The 18,599-nt window shown below is 60.6% G+C and carries 17 protein-coding genes; 5 read left to right on the forward strand and 12 right to left on the reverse strand.

The features are described 5' to 3' along the window. Positions 1-11: 11 nt before the first annotated feature. From ACA052_RS23170 to ACA052_RS23190, 5 genes are all read right to left on the reverse strand, one after another. A complete protein-coding gene (locus tag ACA052_RS23170; protein WP_497646957.1) occupies positions 12-860 on the reverse strand; it encodes an ABC transporter permease in 849 nt (282 codons plus the stop codon). After that, positions 857-1,765: an ABC transporter permease gene (locus ACA052_RS23175; RefSeq protein WP_497646958.1), complete on the reverse strand. Its 909-nt coding sequence runs from the start codon at positions 1,763-1,765 to the stop codon at positions 857-859. The genes ACA052_RS23170 and ACA052_RS23175 overlap by 4 nt, the downstream gene beginning before the upstream one ends. A 152-nt stretch (positions 1,766-1,917) precedes the next feature. Continuing rightward, positions 1,918-3,021, reverse strand: coding sequence for an extracellular solute-binding protein (locus ACA052_RS23180; RefSeq protein WP_497646959.1), 1,104 nt, complete (start codon positions 3,019-3,021; stop codon positions 1,918-1,920). Positions 3,022-3,239: 218 nt separating this feature from the next. Continuing rightward, positions 3,240-4,688 carry an aldehyde dehydrogenase family protein gene (locus tag ACA052_RS23185; RefSeq protein WP_497646960.1) on the reverse strand — a complete coding sequence of 483 codons (1,449 nt, stop codon included), beginning with the start codon at positions 4,686-4,688 and terminating at the stop codon, positions 3,240-3,242. Continuing rightward, complete coding sequence (locus ACA052_RS23190; RefSeq protein ID WP_497646961.1) at positions 4,685-6,322, reverse strand: 5-guanidino-2-oxopentanoate decarboxylase; 1,638 nt, start codon at positions 6,320-6,322, stop codon at positions 4,685-4,687. Before ACA052_RS23190 ends, ACA052_RS23185 begins: the two co-directional genes overlap by 4 nt. A gap of 159 nt (positions 6,323-6,481) precedes the next feature. Here ACA052_RS23190 and ACA052_RS23195 point away from each other — a divergent pair, with 159 nt between their 5' ends. Beyond that, a complete protein-coding gene (locus ACA052_RS23195; protein WP_497646962.1) occupies positions 6,482-7,363 on the forward strand; it encodes a LysR substrate-binding domain-containing protein in 882 nt (293 codons plus the stop codon). Positions 7,364-7,522: 159 nt separating this feature from the next. Here ACA052_RS23195 and ACA052_RS23200 read toward each other — a convergent pair whose 3' ends face one another. Then, entirely contained in the window at positions 7,523-8,137 is a 615-nt protein-coding gene (locus tag ACA052_RS23200) for an NAD(P)-dependent oxidoreductase (protein WP_497646963.1), read from the reverse strand. A gap of 143 nt (positions 8,138-8,280) precedes the next feature. Beyond that, complete coding sequence (locus ACA052_RS23205; protein WP_497646964.1) at positions 8,281-9,159, reverse strand: MBL fold metallo-hydrolase; 879 nt, start codon at positions 9,157-9,159, stop codon at positions 8,281-8,283. A 240-nt stretch (positions 9,160-9,399) separates the two neighbouring features. Here ACA052_RS23205 and ACA052_RS23210 point away from each other — a divergent pair, with 240 nt between their 5' ends. Both ACA052_RS23210 and ACA052_RS23215 read left to right on the forward strand, forming a co-directional pair. Beyond that, the gene (locus ACA052_RS23210; protein ID WP_497646965.1) at positions 9,400-10,305 is read left to right on the forward strand and encodes a LysR family transcriptional regulator; all 906 of its coding nucleotides are present in this window, start codon (positions 9,400-9,402) and stop codon (positions 10,303-10,305) included. A 154-nt stretch (positions 10,306-10,459) separates the two neighbouring features. Beyond that, positions 10,460-10,636 (forward strand): hypothetical protein, encoded by a 177-nt coding sequence (locus ACA052_RS23215; protein WP_162837843.1) that lies wholly within the window; start codon positions 10,460-10,462, stop codon positions 10,634-10,636. A 9-nt stretch (positions 10,637-10,645) separates the two neighbouring features. Here ACA052_RS23215 and ACA052_RS23220 read toward each other — a convergent pair whose 3' ends face one another. Further along, entirely contained in the window at positions 10,646-11,542 is an 897-nt protein-coding gene (locus tag ACA052_RS23220) for a helix-turn-helix domain-containing protein (RefSeq protein WP_497646966.1), read from the reverse strand. A 180-nt stretch (positions 11,543-11,722) separates the two neighbouring features. Here ACA052_RS23220 and pobA point away from each other — a divergent pair, with 180 nt between their 5' ends. Together pobA and ACA052_RS23230 are read left to right on the forward strand one after the other, a co-directional pair. Next, on the forward strand, positions 11,723-12,916 hold the full coding sequence (gene pobA / locus ACA052_RS23225) for a 4-hydroxybenzoate 3-monooxygenase (RefSeq protein WP_497646967.1): 1,194 nt from the start codon (positions 11,723-11,725) through the stop codon (positions 12,914-12,916). A gap of 79 nt (positions 12,917-12,995) precedes the next feature. Continuing rightward, on the forward strand, positions 12,996-14,513 hold the full coding sequence (locus ACA052_RS23230; RefSeq protein ID WP_497646968.1) for an MDR family MFS transporter: 1,518 nt from the start codon (positions 12,996-12,998) through the stop codon (positions 14,511-14,513). Positions 14,514-14,598: 85 nt separating this feature from the next. Here ACA052_RS23230 and ACA052_RS23235 read toward each other — a convergent pair whose 3' ends face one another. The 4 genes from ACA052_RS23235 to ACA052_RS23250 all read right to left on the reverse strand — a co-directional run bounded on the left by ACA052_RS23235 (position 14,599) and on the right by ACA052_RS23250 (position 18,542). After that, positions 14,599-15,447: a cache domain-containing protein gene (locus ACA052_RS23235; protein ID WP_497646969.1), complete on the reverse strand. Its 849-nt coding sequence runs from the start codon at positions 15,445-15,447 to the stop codon at positions 14,599-14,601. Between the two features lie 171 nt (positions 15,448-15,618). After that, on the reverse strand, positions 15,619-16,494 hold the full coding sequence (locus ACA052_RS23240) for an ATPase (RefSeq protein ID WP_497646970.1): 876 nt from the start codon (positions 16,492-16,494) through the stop codon (positions 15,619-15,621). 107 nt (positions 16,495-16,601) lie between these two features. Next, a complete protein-coding gene (locus ACA052_RS23245) occupies positions 16,602-17,594 on the reverse strand; it encodes an NAD-dependent epimerase/dehydratase family protein (RefSeq protein ID WP_497646971.1) in 993 nt (330 codons plus the stop codon). Between the two features lie 54 nt (positions 17,595-17,648). Continuing rightward, on the reverse strand, positions 17,649-18,542 hold the full coding sequence (locus ACA052_RS23250) for a LysR family transcriptional regulator ArgP (protein WP_497646972.1): 894 nt from the start codon (positions 18,540-18,542) through the stop codon (positions 17,649-17,651). Positions 18,543-18,599: the final 57 nt, after the last annotated feature.

Consider the following 18,599-nt stretch of genomic DNA (forward strand, 5'->3'; position numbering starts at 1 on the left):
ACCTCAAGAAATCAGAACGAAACGCCACCTTCACCAACCAGCTTCTCCAGCGCCCAGATCAGGACGAAGTCGATCAGCACGATCAGCACGGCAAACGAGAAAACGGTGGGGTCGAGCGATGACACGGTGCGGCTGTACATCCAGATCGGCACGGTCATGACATCGATGGTGTAGAGAAAATAGGTCACGGTGAATTCGTTGAACGAGACGATGAACGCCAGCAGCATGCCCGCCAGGATCCCCGATTTCATCAACGGCACCACCACATCGATAATCGCCCGGGTCGGCGAGGCACCGAGCATTTGCGCGGCCTCTTCGACTTCACTGCCGATGGAGAGCATCGCCGCAGTGCAGTTCTTCACGACAAATGGCAGCGCCAGAATCACGTGGGCAATCACCAAGCGCGAGGTGGTCATCTGGAATGGCAGGCTGTCGAACACCAGCAGCAACGCCAGGCCCAACACCACCATCGGAAACACCAGGGGCAGCGACATCAGTTGCAGCGCCACGGCTTTGCCGCGGAACTCGCAACGGGTCAGCGCATACGCCGCCGGCACCGCGATAATCGTCGCGAAAACCATGGTCAGGCACGCCACCATCAGGCTGGTGGTCATGGCTTTGCCGAGGCTCAGCACATCGCTGGAATCCGGCGACACAAAGGTGTGCCAGGCGGCCTTGTACCATTGCAGGCTGTAGCTGCTCGGCGGGAAGTCGAGGTTCGACGATCCGCTGAACGACATCACGATCATGGTCAGGATCGGCAACACCGCCAACAGCAGGATGAAGCCCGAGAGGATGCCGGCGAACTTGCCGGTCTCGCCGGGCAACAACCCATAACGTTTCTTGGTCAGGGTGCTCATTGGGAAGCCTCCAGCATGCGCCGACGACGGCCAGTGATGTATTCGGACAAGGTCATGATCGCGAGCGTGGTGACAATCAGCACCACACCGGCAGCGGACGCGGCAGGCCAGTTCATCAGCGGGGCGATCTGGTCATGGACCATCACCGCCAGCATCGGCACACGACGGCCGCCGAGCAGCAAAGGCACCACGAAGCTGCTCGCGTTGTAGGCGAACACCAGCGTCGCACCGGTGATGATCCCCGGAAAACTCATTGGCAGAACCACTTGGCGGAACACCTGCAAGCGACTGGCGCCCAGGGTGGCGGCGGCTTCTTCGTAGGTACGGGCGACACCGCGCATGGCGCTGGCAATCGGCAGCACGGCCAACGGGAACGCGGTTTGCACCAGGCCCATCAAGACGCCGTTCTGGTTGTACAGCAGCATGATCGGTCGTTTGATCAGGCCCAGGCCCATCAGCGCCTGGTTGAGCATCCCGCCCGGGCCCAGAATCACCAGCCAGCCATAGCTTTGCAGCAGCAGGTTGACCAGCAATGGCAACAGCACCGCGGCGAGGAAAATCCGGCGTATGAACGGTGAGGTCAGACGCGACATGGTGTAGGCCACCGGGATCGCCAGCACCACGGCGATCACTGCGCTGATCAAGGCCAGGCGCAGGGTCAGCAGCAAGGATTTGAGGTAATACGGTTCCAGCAACTGGGCGTAACTGGCCAGGCTGAACCCGGACCATTCCGCGCCTTTGGTGCCGACGCTCATGCGCAGTACCAGCAGGCTGGCGGCAATCAGTACGCCGAGAAACAGCATCGACGGCGAGAGGAAAAGCCAGGCGCGGGTCGTCGGCGAAACACCCCGATTGGCGCGCACTGGAGCCGCGCTTACCGGATGAGTCAGAGGTTGGTGTTCCATAGCAAGGGTCTCGTCAATGGAAGATCAGGTACGCAGGAAAACCCGAGTACACGTTCCCTGTAGGAGCTGCCGCAGGCTGCGATCTTTTGATCTTCAAAAAGATCAAGATCAAAAGATCGCAGCCTGCGGCAGCTCCTACAGGGGGACGCAGATCAGGAAGAGAAGATTTCCGTGTAGCGACGAATCCATTGGTCATGCACGGTCGCCAGGAAGGCGTTGTCGTGCATGATCGCCTTCTCGGCAATCTGCTCCGGCGTGAGGATGTACGGGCTCTTGCGCGCTTCGGCGGAGATGATCGCCTTGGCGTTGACCGGGCCGTTGTAGATGTCTTCAGCCATCTTGCCTTGCACCAGCGGGTCCAGGGAGTGGTTGATGAAGGCGTACGCCAGGTCGGTGTCGCCCGGACGATTCTTCGGCATGACCGAGAGCATCAGGTCGGTGTAGAAACCTTCCTTCATGCCGAACGTAGCGCCCAGGCCGTAGGCCGGATCGCGAATCTGTTTCGGGAAGAAGGCCGGTGCGTACAGGCCGCCCATGTCCAGGGAACCGGTGCGGAACAGCTCGGCGATCTGGTTCGGGTTTTCACCCAGGGTCACCACGCGGTCTTTCAGCTCGGCGAGTTTCTTGAAGCCAGGCTCGATGTTGTGCTCGTCACCACCCGCCAGTTTGGCGGCGATGATGATCAGGTCCATGGCCTCGGTCCAGTTCGGCGGCGGCAGGAAGATGTTCGGCGCCAACTCGGCATCCCACAGCGCGGCGTAGCTGGTCGGGGCTTCTTTTTGGGTGCGAGTGCTGTAGACCAGGCTGTTGCACCAGAGCAGGTAACCGATACCGTGGCCAATGGCGCCGGTGCGGTATTTCTCCGGCACGTCGACCAGGTTGGGGATGCGGTTGAGGTCGGGTTTTTCCAGCAGGTTGGCGGCGGCCAGGCCTTCGGCGCCGACGCCGGCCAGGGTGATGATGTCGTACTGCGGACGATCACCGCCGGCCTTGAGTTTGGCGACCATTTCCGAGGTACTGCCGGTGCGGTCAGCGACAACCTTGCAGCCGTACTTGTCTTCGAAGGTCGCGGCAATGTTGCGCAGTGCTGCCAGGCCGGTGTCATCGGACCAGGTCAGCAACTTCAAGGTCTTGCCCTGGAAACGCGTGTCGCTGGCACTGGCCTTGATGAACGGCATGCTCATGGCCGCCGCGGCAACCGAGGCTACGCCCACGGTCTTGATAAATTGACGTCTGTTCAGATCATGCTCGCCCATTACGGACTCCCTTTGTTTTTGTAGGTATAAGGCAGGTCGAAAACTGTTGCATCCGCGCGACCGGACCAGCGTTAGCCCCCGTATTTTCGGGGGCTTGGCTGAGCCAGCGAGTTCATCCTGAGGTTGTGTAAAACACCTGACTATCGATAAAAACTCATTGAAGCCATGACGCCAGCGCATGCCTCATCGGGAGGCATGCGTTGACCTTTTTCGTGCCTTCAGACGGCGCGAATCACGTGTTTGATTTCCTGAAAGGCTTGCAAGCCCCACGGCCCCAACTCGCGGCCGATGCTGCTCTGCTTGTAGCCACCCCACGCGGTCTGCGGGAAGATCACTTGCGGCGCGTTGATCCACACCAGCCCTGCCTGCAACGCGTTGGCGACTCGATCAGCCGCTTCGGCATTGCGCGTGACGACGCTGGCGACCAGGCCAAACTGGCTGTCGTTGGCCAGGGCAATCGCCTCAGCTTCGGAGGCAAAACTGCGTACGCAAATCACCGGGCCGAAAATCTCTTCACACCACAACGCACTGTCTGAGGGCACTTCGGTGAAAATCGTCGGCTGCAAAAAATATCCGCGCGGCAGGTCTGCGGGGCGATTGCCGCCACAAATCAGCTTGGCGCCAGCGCTTAAGCCGCGATCGATGTGGCCCAACACACGCTGGTATTGCGCCTGATTGACCAGCGCGCCCATTTCCACGTTCGGGTCGAACGGGTCCGCCACGCGAATGGCTTCGGCGCGTGCCTTCAGGCGCAAGAGGAATTCATCGGCCAGTTCATCGGCAACCAGCACGCGGCTGGTGGCGGAGCACATCTGCCCGGCGTTGAAGAAACCACCGCCACAGGCCACTTCCACGGCCAGTTCGAGGTCTGCATCCTCGAGCACCAGCAGCGAGGATTTGCCGCCCAGTTCCAGGCTCACGCCCTTCACGGTTTCTGCCGCGCGTTGCATCACCTGCACGCCAACCGCGTTGCTGCCGGTGAAGGAAATCTTGGCAATACGCGGGTCGGCCGACATCGGCGCGCCGACGGCCAGGCCGGTGCCGCAGACCAGGTTGAACACGCCGTTGGGCAGACCGGCCTCGGCGATGATCGCCGCCAATTCCAGCTCCGGCAGTGGCGTGACTTCCGAAGGTTTGAGCACCACGCAGCAACCCGCGGCCAGGGCCGGGGCAAGTTTCCAGGCGGTGGTCACCATCGGGAAATTCCACGGCACGATCAGGCCGACCACACCGCACGGCTCACGGCGCACGCGGGCGCTGAAGTCGTCGGTCGGCAGCTCGACGTTGCTGTCCTGTTTGGCGTCGAGGCCTTCGGCGAGACCGGCGTAGTACTCGAAGGTGGCAATCACGTCATCGACGTCGATGGCCGCTTCGAACAGCGGCTTGCCGTTGTTGCTCGACTGCAAGTGCATCAATTGTTCGCGACCGGCCTGCACACCCGCGGCGATTTTGCGCAGGATCGCGCCACGCTCGGCGCCGGTGGTCTTTGACCAATCCTTGAACGCTGCGGTTGCCGCATTGACCGCTCGATCAACAGCGTGCGCATCGCCGCCGTTTACGGTGGTCAACAGGGCCTCGGTCGCCGGGTTGATCACGCGCAAATGTTCGTCGCCGGCCGACCATTGGCCATCGATGAACAGGCCGTCCAACGTGGTTGGGAAAGTCATTTCGACACCGCCTTCATCCACACGGTCTGATCGATTTCAATCAGGGTCGGGCCCTGGCGATCGGCGGCAACACGCAAGGCCGTACGCAGCTGATCGACACCGTTGACCGCTTCCGCCGCACAGCCCAAGGCCTTGGCGACACCGATAAAGTCCGGGGTATAGATGTCCACGCCGACCGGCTCGATGGCGCGGTTGACCATGTATTTCTTGATCTCTTCGTAGCCCTGGTTATTCCACAACAGGACGATCACCGGGGTGCGCGCTTCAACGGCACTGGCCAGTTCCGGCAGGGTAAATTGCAACCCGCCATCGCCGATCAAACACACCACCGGAGGACGCGCACCGTTTTCAATGCTGCCGCCGAGCCAGGCGCCAATCGCCGCCGGCAAGGCGTAGCCGAGGGTGCCGTAACCGGTCGACGAGTTGAACCAGCGACGCGGGCGTTCCGGGTTGAACGTCAGGTTGCCGGTGTACACCGGTTGGGTCGAGTCGCCGACGAATACTGCCTCCGGCAATACGTGCAGGACGGTTTCCAGGAAGCGGGTCTGGGCCAGCGTCGGGGCATCCCACGTGGCTGCCAACTCTTCACGCAGACGTGCGGCGCGGACCTGACCCCAATCGTTGCGGCGTTCGGCCAACGGCTTGTGCGACAGCGCGCTCAGCAAGGCCTGGGCGGCGTTGCGCGAATCAGCCACCAGCGCCACGTGCGGCGGGTAGTTGCGCACGGTCTGGTCTGGATCGATGTCCACACGCAGTAGCTTGCCAGGAATCTCGAAGCCGCCAGCGAAGGTGACGTCGTAGTCGGTCTCGGCCAGTTCGGTGCCGATCGCCAGCACCACGTCGGCCTCGGCCACCAGGGCGCGTGTGGCGACCAGGCTTTGGGTCGAACCGATCAGCAAGGGATGGCCGGATTCCAGCATGCCTTTGGCATTGATGGTCAGGGCCACGGGCGCGTCGAGCAATTCGGCCAGCTCAGTCAGCTCGGCAGCCGCATCGATGGCGCCGCCACCGGCGAGAATCAGCGGGCGCTTGGCGCCAGCGAGTAAATCGGTCATGCGCGAAATGGCGCTCGGCGAGGCACCGGCGCGGTCGATGTTGACCGGCAGGCTGGTGAGCAGGTCATCGGCCTCTTCGACCAGCACGTCCAACGGAATTTCGATGTGCACCGGGCGCGGGCGACCGGCCTGGAACAGTGCGAAGGCGCGAGCCAGAACGCCCGGCAGTTCGGACGCCGACATCAGGGTATGGGAAAACGCTGCCACGCCGCCGACCAATGCGCTCTGGTTCGGCAACTCGTGGAGCTTGCCGCGACCGCCGCCCAATTGGCTGCGGGACTGTACGCTGGAGATCACCAGCATCGGGATCGAATCCGCGTACGCCTGGCCCATCGCCGTGGTGATGTTGGTCATGCCCGGGCCGGTGATGATGAAGCACACGCCCGGCTTGCCGCTGGTGCGAGCGTAGCCGTCGGCCATGAAACCGGCGCCCTGTTCGTGCCGCGGAGTGACGTGGTTGATGCTCGAACGGGCCAGCCCGCGATACAGCTCCACGGTGTGGACCCCGGGAATGCCGAACACCTGCTCAACCCCGTAATCTTCGAGTAACTTGACCAATACTTCGCCGCACGTCGCCATGTCATTGCCCTTCTTGTTCGTTTGAGACGCCGAACCTGCGCAGTGTTTATGATGAATTCGCAGGTCCAGGGATGGCCTCATTGGAACGGGCGACACGTAGCCGCAACAATGGATAAAAAGTCATACTAGCCATGTCCTCACGTCATACCTTGGATCCCAATGAAACGACTGCCTCCCCTCCCGGCCCTGCACACTTTTCTGATCACCGCGCAGTGCTGCAACTTCACCCGCGCAGCCGAACAGCTGTTCATCACCCAAGGCGCGGTGAGTCGGCAGATCGCCGGGCTGGAGGAGCACCTGGGTTATGAGCTGTTCATTCGCCAGGCCCGGGGCCTGGACTTGACCGCCGAAGGACGGGAATGGCTACCGCGGGTCCAGCAGATTTTCGAGTTGATCGACGAGGCGGTCGAACAAGTCGGCGAGAGGCGCGAAACCCTGCAACTCAAGGCACCGACCTGCGTCATGCGTTGGCTGTTGCCACGGCTGTTGCAGTGGCAACGGGAGCGCCCGGATGTGCCGGTGGAGCTGACTACCACGGTCAAGCACGGCGTGGATTTTCATCGCGAACAATTCGATGCGGCGGTGATGTACGGCCCGCCGCCGGACAGTTCATTGGTGTCCCAACGGCTGTTTGATGAACAACTGACACCGGTGTGCTCCAAACCGCTGCTCGAAGGCCCGGTGCCGCTGCTGACGCCGGAGGACCTGGAACAGCACATGCTGCTGCACCCGACCCGGGATGAACGGGACTGGAAAGCCTGGCTGGCGACGGCGGATGTTCGCTTGAGCAATGTCGGCAAGGGCCAGCATTTCGAAACGCTGGACCTGGCCATGTCGATGGCGTCCCAGGGGACCGGGGTGGCGATTGGGGATTGGTCGTTGATTGGCGATGATTTGAGCGCCGGGCGACTGGTGATGCCGTTTGAATTGAAGGTGAAGACCGGCTTGGCGTATTACCTTGTTTTCCCTGAAAAACCCGGACCTTCGCCGAAATTGCGTGAATTGATGGGATGGTTGGTAGAACAGGCCCAGTCCCGCTGAAACCCTGTAGCAGCTGGCGAAGCCTGCGTTCGGCTGCGCAGCAGTCGTAAATTCAGTAGATGCGGTGTGTCAGGCAAACCGCATTGCATGATTTTACGACTGCTACGCAGCCGAACGCAGGCTTCGCCAGCTGCTACAGGTTTGCGGTGTTGCGGGGAATCAATACCCGACGGTGAACCGTTGTCGGGAATGCTTCGGCACTTCCACTTCATCCATCATCGCAATCGCATAGTCGGCAAAGGTCATCCAGCTTCGCCCCGCACTGCTCACCAGCAAATCATCCTGTCCGATCCGAAACCTGCCCGTACGCTCGCCTTCGACGAACTCCGCCGACGGCGACAGGAAGGTCCAGTCCAGATCCTGTTCCTGGCGAAGGTTTTCAAGAAACAAAGCCCCGGCACCCGCCTCGGCTTTGTAAACCTCGGGAAAGCCCTTGCTGTCGATTAGGCGAGTTCCGTCCGGCAGCAACAGCGACCCGGCGCCCCCCACCACCAGCAACCGTTTGACCCCGGCCCTTTTCACCGGCGCGATGATAGCGACGGCAGGAAGGGTCGAGAAGTGCGCAGCGCTGATCACAACATCATGCCCCTTGACCGCCGCTTGCAACGACTCGGCGTCGAGTGCGTCGACATTCTTGCTGACCACCCCGGCACGCTGGCCGATCTTCGACGTATCACGGGCGATGGCCGTGACACTGTGACCGCGACGCAGGGCTTCTTCCAACAATTGACTACCGGCACGACCGGTGGCACCGATGATTGCGATATTGCTCATGACGTTCTCCAGCTGGCTTACACATAATCGCTCTCTGTAGGAGCTGCCGAAGGCTGCGATCTTTTGATCTTGATCTTAAAAAGCAAGATCAAAAGATCGCAGCCTTCGGCAGCTCCTACAGGGTCAAGCGTGTTCGGTAGGGGTTACCACTTCAACTCACCCTTGGCGACTTTGGCGCTCAGTTCCAGCGAGCTCTCTTCGCCGAGTGTCGGGTAGCGTTTTTTCATCGCGGCGATCAACGCGGCGGAATCCTTGGCCTTGGCGGTCTCTTCGTCGAAGGCCCTGATGTAATCGGCGGTGAACTGCACGGCGGCCAAGGATCGGGCGCTGTCGCCGAGGGTGTGCCCCGGCACGATGGTTTTCGGTTTCAGGGTTTCGATGGAGTGCAGCGTAGCCAACCAATCAGTGTGGGACTGCGCCGTTTGGGTATCGGCCATCCAGACATGGATGTTTTCTGCGACAACCACGCCACCGACCACCGCCTTGATCGACGGGATCCACACAAAAGTACGGTCTGGCTGCTGGCCCTCCAGGCCCACTACCTGCAATTTCTGCCCTTCGAGTATCAGGCTGTCGCCTTTGAGAACGTCCGGGACGATCGTATTGGCCGGTACATCAGCGCCCATTTTCGGGCCCCAGAACGCCAGTTTTCCGTCGACGGTTTTCTTGATGTGATCCACGGTCGGCCGCGAGGCGAGCACCTTGGCTTGCGGGAATGCGCGGGTCAGGGTGTCGAGGCCGAAGTAGTAATCCGGGTCACCGTGACTGATATAGATCGTGGTCAGTTGCTTGCCACTGGCGCGGATTTTTTCCACCACTGCTTCGGCTTGAGATTTACCGAATTGCGCGTCGACCAGGATCGCGTCTTTCTCACCACTGACCAGCACGGAAGTCACCGGGAAAATGGCGTTCGCGCCGGGGTTGTACACGTCCAGCGTCAATGTCGACGCCGCCGCGTGGACCGCGAACCCGAGGGCGGCAGTGGACAGTAAAATGCGCTTGAGGAAAGTGAAACCGATCATCTGTTGCTCCGTTGTCGAAGGCCAGGCTTGGCCAATGGCTGTGTACGAACTCTGTAGGAGCTGCCGCAGGCTGCGATCTTTTGATCTTGCTTTTTTAAAGATCAAGATCAAAAGATCGCAGCCTGCGGCAGCTCCTACAGAGGTCGTACGAAGTTCATATAGGGCACAGAGGTTAGTTGCGTGACTCAGTACAAAAAATGCGATGCTGGAACATAGTTTGTTTCTGAAATCGGGCAAATCATGGATCGTCTACAAGCAATGCGCGTGTTCGTCACGGTGGTCGACCTCGGCAGCCAGTCGGCCGCCGCCGATCATCTGGACCTCTCTCGGCCGGTGGTTTCGCGGTATTTGGCGGAGCTGGAAGACTGGGTCGGCGCGCGTTTGATGCACCGCACTACGCGCAAGTTGAGCCTGACCGCTGCCGGCAGCGAAATCCTGCCCCGTTGCCGACAGATGCTCGACTTATCCACAGACCTGCAAGCCGCCGTCAGCGAACCGGACGCTGCCCCGCGCGGCTTGCTGCGGATCAGCGTCAGCACTTCGTTCGGCCAGGCGCAACTGGCGGACGCCATGGCCGCCTACGTCAAACGTTATCCCGGCGTCAGCATCGATTTGCAGATGCTCGACCGCACGGTGAACCTGGTGGATGAGCGCATCGATTTGGCGATTCGTACCAGCAATGACCTGGACCCGAACCTCATTGCGCGGCGGCTGACTGTCTGCCGCTCGGTGATCTGTGCCGCCCCTGCTTATCTACGCGAACACCCGGCGCCGCAGCGGGTCGAGGACCTCAGCCTGCACAATTGCCTGACCCACTCCTATTTCGGCAAAAGCCTGTGGCATTTCGAACAGGACGGCGAACCGGTCTCGGTGCCGGTGCAAGGCAACATCAGCGCCAACGAGGCCAGCACCCTGCTGCGCGCAACGATGGCCGGAGCCGGGGTGGCGATGCTGCCGAGTTATCAGGCCGGCGTGCACATCCACAGCGGCGAGCTGATCCGCCTGCTGCCTGAGGCCGAGCCACGCCAGATGAACATCTACGCGGTGTACGCCTCACGCAAACACATGCCGGCGGCACTGCGCAGCATGCTGGATTTTCTTGTTTCAAGATTCCCCGAAGAACCAGAGTGGGATACAGGCCTGTAAAAACCCCGGATGCACACCCGTAGGAGCTGCCGCAGGCTGCGATCTTTTGATCTTAAAAAATCAACATCAAAAGATCGCAGCCTGCGGCAGCTCCTACAGTCCTGGCCTATGCTGAAAGAAGTACCCAAGGGTATTTCGTTCAGAGGTCAACGCCATGAACATCAAAACAAGAAGATACCTCGCGATTTTCATCACCTGCGCTGTCACGCTCGGGCTGTATGGCGCTGCAGCCTGGCGCGTCGAACAGTTGCGCAATCTGCCCCGTGAATACGCGAGCTGCAACTTCGAGCGCTGTATCCCTCACAACGCGACCCTCAACGCCCTCCGGTAACGCAGGGGGTCAGGCCTCGTTGTCCTGATCGGCCTTCAAGCGGTCGCGAAAAGCCTTGGGCGAGATCCCCACTCGACGTCGGAAAAGACGCGTGAAGTTGGTCGGATCGGAAAACCCCAACACATCGGACATTTCGTAAATGGTCATGCTGGTATAGGTCAGCAAGCGCTTGGCCTCCAGCAGTTGTCGCTCGTGCATGATCTGCAACGCCGGTTGTCCCGCCAGTTCACGGCACGTGCCGTTGAGGTGGGACACGGAAATCCCCAGGCGATGGGCCAGGTCCTCGACCTTGACGTGCTGGCGATAGGTCTCTTCCACCAGCTGGATAAAACCGTTCAGGTACTCCCGGGCACGCTGCGGACGTTGGGTAGCCGAGCGGCGCTGCAGCACCTGACGGCTGACCCAGACCATGATTACGCTGACCAGCGAATGCATGAGCATTTCCCGGGCGGGCTGATGGCCGGTGTATTCGTTTTGCAGCGCCGAAAACAGGCTGTTGAGGTACTCGCTGTCCTTGCCCGCCGGGTAACTTTCAGCCTGGGCCAGGGCGTTCACCGAGTTACCCAGTTGCGCCTGGAGATGCGCGACCAGCGGCGCGGCCAGGGTCACGACAAACCCGTCGACGTCTTCGGAAAAACGATAGCCATGCACCGATAACGGCGGCAACACGAGGATCGCCGGTTCGCTCAATTGCGTCTGTTTGCCTTCGATTTCAAGCTCTGCCTGACCTTTGAATACGAAGAGCAACTGGCACAAATCAGCATGACGATGAGGTTTGATTTCCCATTGATGTTCGCGGCTGCGTTTGGAAATGGTTTCACAGTGCAACAAGTCCGGGGTCGGCCAGTCCAGGCTTTCACCGTAGAGCTTGAACACCGGTATCGAAGGCAGGGCAGGCTTGTTCATAACTTCAATCCAGGCCTCGGGATGGTAGCGGGCGATAATCGCACCGATTGGCAGAATGTACAGGTATCGGCTCAGTTTTCACCTTCAATTGACGGACCCGCAAGTGAAAAATGCAAGCACTCGATCCATAAAAATCATTCACCGGCCTTGGTCGCGTGGAGCTTGCGAGTCATAAAAACAATGAAAACGCTAAAAACCCAAGTGGCCATTATCGGTGCTGGCCCTTCCGGCCTGCTGCTCGGCCAACTCCTGCACAACGCCGGCATCGATACCCTCATCCTCGAACGCCAGACCCCGGATTATGTGCAAGGCCGAATCCGTGCCGGTGTCCTCGAACAAGGCATGGTAGAGCTGCTGCGCCAGGCCGGTGTAGGCCAGCGCATGGACGCCGAAGGGCTGGTGCATGGCGGGTTCGAACTGGCCCTCGACGGGCGCCAGGTGCACATCGATCTGCAGGCCCTGACCGGCGGCAAAACCGTGATGATCTACGGCCAGACCGAAGTCACCCGCGACCTGATGGCCGCTCGTCAGGTCGCCGGCGCGCAGACGATCTACCAAGCGACCAACGTTGTGCCGCACGGGATGAAAACCGATGAAGCGTTCGTCACATTCGAAAAGGACGGTGAGGCGTATCGGCTCGATTGCGACTACATCGCCGGTTGCGACGGCTTCCATGGTGTGGCGCGGCAGTCGATTCCCGCCGAGAGCCTCAAGGTGTTCGAGCGGGTCTACCCGTTTGGCTGGCTGGGAATTCTCGCCGACACCCCGCCGGTTCACGATGAGCTGGTCTACGCCCGCCATGAACGCGGCTTTGCCCTGTGCAGCATGCGTTCGGCGACGCGTACACGCTATTACCTCCAGGTCCCGGCCGATGAGCAGGTGGAAAACTGGTCCGATCAGCGGTTCTGGGATGAACTCAAATCCCGTCTGCCGTCGGCGTTGGCCGAGTCGCTGGTGACCGGGCCGTCCATCGAAAAAAGCATCGCGCCGCTGCGCAGTTTCGTGGTTGAACCGATGCAGTACGGGCGGATGTTTCTGGTCGGCGACGCCGCACACATCGTTCCGCCGACGGGGGCAAAAGGCCTGAACCTGGCGGCCAGCGATGTCAGTACGTTGTTCAATATCCTGCTGAAGGTCTACCACGAAGGCCGTGTCGATTTGCTGGAGAAATATTCTGAGGTGTGCCTGCGCCGGGTGTGGAAAGCCGAGCGCTTTTCCTGGTGGATGACGTCGATGCTGCACCGCTTCGACGATCACGACGCCTTCAGTCAGCGGATTGCCGAGTCGGAGTTGGCGTATTTTGTCGACTCTGAGGCCGGTCGAAAAACCATTGCAGAAAATTACGTCGGCCTTCCATACGAGGCTATCGAATAGCCTGCTATCGACTTACACTGGCGAGCATCCCCGCTCGCCTTGCTCCTTGCGGGTCAATCACTGCCTGCAGGTTTTACCCGTGACCAATCTCAACCAGCCTGAAATGCCCAAATCAGCCATTCGCAGTGTATTGATTGCGCTGATGCTGGCGATCTTTCTCGCCGCGCTGGACCAGACCATCGTCGCCGTGTCAATGCCGGCCATTTCCGCGCAATTCAAGGACGTCAATCTGCTGGCCTGGGTGATTTCCGGCTACATGGTGGCGATGACGGTGGCGGTGCCGATCTACGGCAAACTGGGCGATTTGTACGGCCGACGCAAGTTGATGCTGTTTGGCATGGGTTTGTTCACGCTCGCGTCGTTGTTCTGTGGCATGGCCCAGAGCATGGAGCAACTGGTGCTGGCGCGGATTATCCAGGGCATTGGCGCCGGCGGGATGGTTTCGGTGAGCCAGGCGATCATCGGCGACATCGTGCCGCCTCGGGAACGCGGTCGCTATCAAGGTTACTTCAGCAGCATGTACGCAGTCGCCAGTGTGGCCGGCCCGGTGCTGGGTGGTTACATGACCGAATACCTGTCCTGGCGCTGGGTGTTCCTGATCAACCTGCCGCTGGGCCTTGGCGCCTGGCTGGTGGCTAATCGCACGTTGGTGGGACTGCCGATACCGCAACGCAAACCGATCATTGATTACCTCGGTACCGTGCTGATGATCATCGGTTTGACGGCCTTGTTGCTGGGCATCACCCAGGTCGGCCAGGGCCATTCGTGGCGCAGTGCCGATGTGTTGGGCTTGCTCGTCTGCGCGGTGGTCGTCCTGGTGGTGTTCGTCTGGCACGAGCGCCGTGCGCGGGAGCCATTGCTGCCGATGCACCTGTTCGCCAACCGCAATGCGATCCTGTGCTGGTGCACGATTTTCTTCACCAGTTTCCAGGCGATCTCGCTGATTGTATTGATGCCGCTGCGCTTCCAGAGTGTCACCGGCGCCGGGGCGGACAGTGCTGCCCTGCACCTGTTGCCGCTGGCCATGGGTTTGCCGATGGGCGCGTATTTCGCCGGTCGGCGGTCCTCGGTGACCGGGCGCTACAAACCGATGATCCTCGGCGGTGCCGTGCTCATGCCGATCTCGATTCTGGGCATGGCGTTCAGCCCGCCCCAATCTGTGTGGTTGAGCAGTGTGTTCATGTTGCTCTGCGGCATTGCCTCGGGCATGCAGTTTCCGACTTCATTGGTCGGGACGCAGAATTCGGTGGAACAACGGGACATCGGGGTTGCCACCAGCACCACCAATCTGTTCCGTGCGTTGGGCGGCGCAGTGGGGGTTTCGTTGATGTCGGCGCTGCTGCTGGCGTTGCTGCAGGATTCGAGCTTCGCCCACCTGGCGGGCTCGTCGATGATGGCCGAGGGCAGTTCGGGGAGTGTGTTGCTCGATGGCCTGAACGCCGCACCGGGGGATGCGCAGAACGCCTTGCGTGCCGAGTTGCTGCTGACCTTCCGGCATTTGCTGATGGTCAGTGCGGCGGTGTCGTTGCTGGGGCTGGCGGCGGCGATTGCCATGCCGAACAGGGTGTTGCGCGGGCGCGAGGACAAGGTCCGTTAAATGCGAAAAGATCGCAGCCTGCGGCAGCTCCTACAGGGTAATGCGTACGCTGTAGGAGCTGCCGCAGGCTGCGATCTTTTGATCTTCAAGGGCTGTAATACCCGACAGCTACCAGAAAATGCCCAACCTTTTTCAGGTAGGCATGTTTGTCCTCGACCTTGCCGGTCACCGGGTTTTTCCAGCGGTATTGGTATTCGCCGTAATTCTGCTTGGCAATCAACGCCAGGATCGGCTCGCCCACCGGTTTGCCTTCAGGGTCGCTGATCTTGCTGAAGTCAGTGTTGATCAACCGCAGGTTGGTGCCATGGGCAACGTAGCGCTGGGTGTCCAGGTCGACGACGAACACATACAAGTCATCCTGCAAGTAACCCCCCTTGAGCGAGTTGATTGCCGTGAGGGTGCCCTTCTCGTCCTTGGCCAGGTCGGTCGCCGCTTTGTTCAGCAACGCCATCGCCTGCTCCGCCGACGCCCGTGGAAGGTAATAACCCACAGCCAGGATCCGCTGCCCGACGCGCTGGTAGAACACATGCTTGCGTTCGACCTTGCCGTCGGACCAGTTCTGCCAGCGATATTCCGCCTGCTGGATGCCATTGCCCTCAGGGACTTTCAAGGCGTCCTTGAAGGCTTTCTGCAGATCCGGCCCGAGGGTTTCAGTGACATCACGCCCGATCAGCGCCGAGGACGGCCCACCGCTGGCGAGCATCACGCCGTTGGTGTCGACCACGAAAACGTAGCGATCCTTGTCGACAAACTCGCCCTGACGACTGAAAGCCGCAAAGGCCTTGTCGCCATTGTCGTGATAGTACGCCAGGGCTCTTTCCAGCAAGGCCTTGGCGGCCTGGCTGTCGTCTTTCTCTGTCCCGGCGGCGTGAGCCTGGCCCAGGCACAGCAATAGCATCGCCCCCAACAACGCCAACCTATGCAAAACCCCCATTGCGCATCCCCTCGTTCTTGTCGGTGTTTCAAGAGCGTAGACGGGTTGTGGATATGTACGAATATTCAGGACACGACGTTGAATGTGTAGGAGCTGCCGGAGGCTGCGATCTTTTGATTTTAAAAACAGGATCAAAAGATCGCAGCCTGCGGCAGCTCCTACAGGGCGGTTTTATTGGCGGGCGCGGAGTTGTTGCTGCAGGTTCTGGATCTGCGCTTGCAGGGTGTTGATGTTGCGGGTGACCTGGGCGCGGAAGGCGTCGAACTCGGCGGTGTTGGTGGCGCCTTGGGCAGGTGCCGGACGATTGTCCTGTTCGCTTTTCAGGACAATGACTTCCTGCTCCAGACGCTCGATGGCGGCGCTCGGGTTGCCCTGTTTCTTCAGCGCGGCAATGTCCGCATTGAGGCTTTTCAGCTCCGTATCGACTTTACTGGTATCGACCGGGGCGCTTTTCAGCGCGGCCAGGTCGCTGCTCAAGGCTTTGACCTGCGCCTGCAATTGGGTGTTGACGGTCTGGTGCTCGGTGTTTTGAGCGGTGGCTTGCACCAGGCGCTTGTCCAGATCCGCGGTTTGCGCCGTCATCTGCGCCAGACGCTTGTCCAGCTCCGAAGCCTGGCCGACAACGCCTTGCTGCTGCTGGCTCTGATCCTGGAGTTTGCTTTCCAGCTGTTTGATTTGCAGCTTCAGCGCTTCGCTGTCGCTGGTGACATTGGTCTGGCTGGCGACCACCTTGCCGGAAATGTCCTGCAGGCGCCCCGCCGCTTCTTCGCTGATGCGCGCGAAACTCTCCTGGGTCGCCACCAGTTGCTGTTCCATCAGCGACAGCTGTTGAAAACTCCACCAGGCAAGGCCGGCGAACGCAAAGAGCAAGGCGCCGACCAGCGCCCATAGCGGGCCGGTGCTCGGACCCTTGACCTTGACCACCGGCGCGGGCCGCGAATGCACGGAGGTACGGGCAGTGGGCACAAAATCATCGTCGTCGAGGCTGTCGGCGCGCAGGCTCGGTACATCATCGAAGTCGTCGTTGGCATCGTTACGCATGGACATTGAGTCAACCTTTGTGAAACGCGGTGATGGCTTGATGCGGCGCAGTATAACCTCGACTGCCGCATCGATTGACCCTCAACCCCGAGCTCGGTTCAGTGCTGGGCCGGTCAGCGAATGTCCTGGGCCTTCCACCAGCCACAGAATTCATCAAGGGCCGTCCAGAGACTGACCTTCGGATCGTAATCCAGATAATGCCGGGCGCGGCTGATGTCCAACGTGAAACTTTTGTTCATGACCTGCATGCCCAGCCGCGACAGCGTCGGCTCGGGACGACCGGGCCACAGTGTGCACACGCCCTCGTTGAGTGCCGCCACGGTGTAGGCCAAACCGTAGGAACGATAGCGGGTTACTTGTGGGACTTCCATTTTGCGCATGACGTAGTTGACCACGTCCCACAACGGAATCGGCGTGCCATTGCTGATGTTGTACGCCTTGCCCAACGCCGAGCCGCTGGCCAGCAAACTGCTGAGCAACGCTTCATTGAGGTTGTGCACGCTGGTGAAATCGACCTTGTTCAGGCCATTGCCGACAATCGCCAGGCGCCCCTTGCGCTGCATCTTCAGCAGTCGCGGGAAAATACTCATGTCACCGGCGCCGGTCACGAAGCGAGGGCGCAGGGCCAGGGTTTCGAGGCCGAACTCCTGGGCGCCGAACACCTTTTGCTCAGCCAGGAACTTGGTCGCCGCGTAGGGATGCTTGAAGCGCTTTGGGACCTGTTCTTCGGTCAACCCGAGGTGATCGCGGCCATCGAAGTAGATTGATGGCGACGACAAGTGCACCAGGCGTCGAACCCGTTGTTTCAGGCAGGCCTCGACCACGTTTTCGGTGACCTGCACGTTGCCCTGATGGAAGTCCTGATAACGCCCCCACACGCCCACCGCACCGGCGCAATGCACCACGGCTTCGACGTCTGAACACAGCTCGCGCGCCAGTTCCGGATCGCTCAGGTCGCCCTGAATGAACTCGGCGCCACGGCGCACCAGGTGTTCAACGCTTTCGGCCCGGCGACCATTGACCCGCACGTCCAGGCCCTGCTCCAGGGCAAAACGCGCAAAGCGTCCGCCAATGAAGCCGCTTGCGCCGGTGACCAGAATTTTCATGTAGTGCTCCGATGTCTTTCGTTTTGCGTAATGCGTGAGTCTTGACGCTGCCCGTCAGTCCAACGGCACCAGCCATTGCTTCGCCGAGCGCACCAATTGATCGGTCAACAACCCCAGTAGCTGACCGCCGTTGCGCCAATGATGCCAGTACAGCGGCACATCGATGGGCTTATCTGGCAAAAGCTCTACCAAAACACCGCGTTCGAGTTGCTCGCGCACCTGTAATTCAGGCACCAGCCCCCAGCCAAGCCCCGCTTCCGTGAGGCGGATGAAGCCTTCGGACGACGGGCATAAATGGTGCTCGAAACCACCCTCCACGCCGAGTGTCGCCAGATAGCGATGCTGCAGGAAGTCGTCGGGACCGAACACCAGCGCCGGGGTTTTCGACAACTGATCGGCGCGCACGCCTTGCGGAAAATGCCGGGCAATAAAGGCTGGACTGGCCAGCGCTCTATAGCGCATCGCGCCCAGCAACACGCTGCGCGCACCGGCCACCGGACGTTCGCTGGCACAGACACACGCCGCCACTTCGCCGGCGCGCATGCGTTTGAGGCCGACGGTCTGATCCTCGACCACCAGATCGAGCAGCAGGTGCTGCTCCGCGCAAAAGCCGCCGACCGCCTGCGCCCACCACGTGGCGAGACTGTCGGCATTCAGGGCGATTCGCAGGCGCTCCGGCAGGCCTTCTTCGTCCAGCGCCGGCACCAGGCTTTGCAAATCACGCTCGAGCAGACGCACCTGCTGCACATGGTTGAGCAATCGACGGCCGATCTCGGTCGGCGCCGGTGGCGTGACCCGCACCAGCACCGGTTGGCCGACTCGCGCCTCAAGCAATTTGATGCGCTGGGAGATCGCCGATTGCGACAAGCCGAGCACCTGGGCGGCACGTTCGAAACCGGCCTGCTCGACCACGGCGGCCAAGGCAGAGAGTAATTTATAGTCGAACATCAGTTCTCCTAATGAGCAATCAGCATGATTGGTTTTTCTTATACAGGTTAGCCGCGG

It is taken from the genome of Pseudomonas sp. LBUM1644 (genome assembly GCF_059716195.1).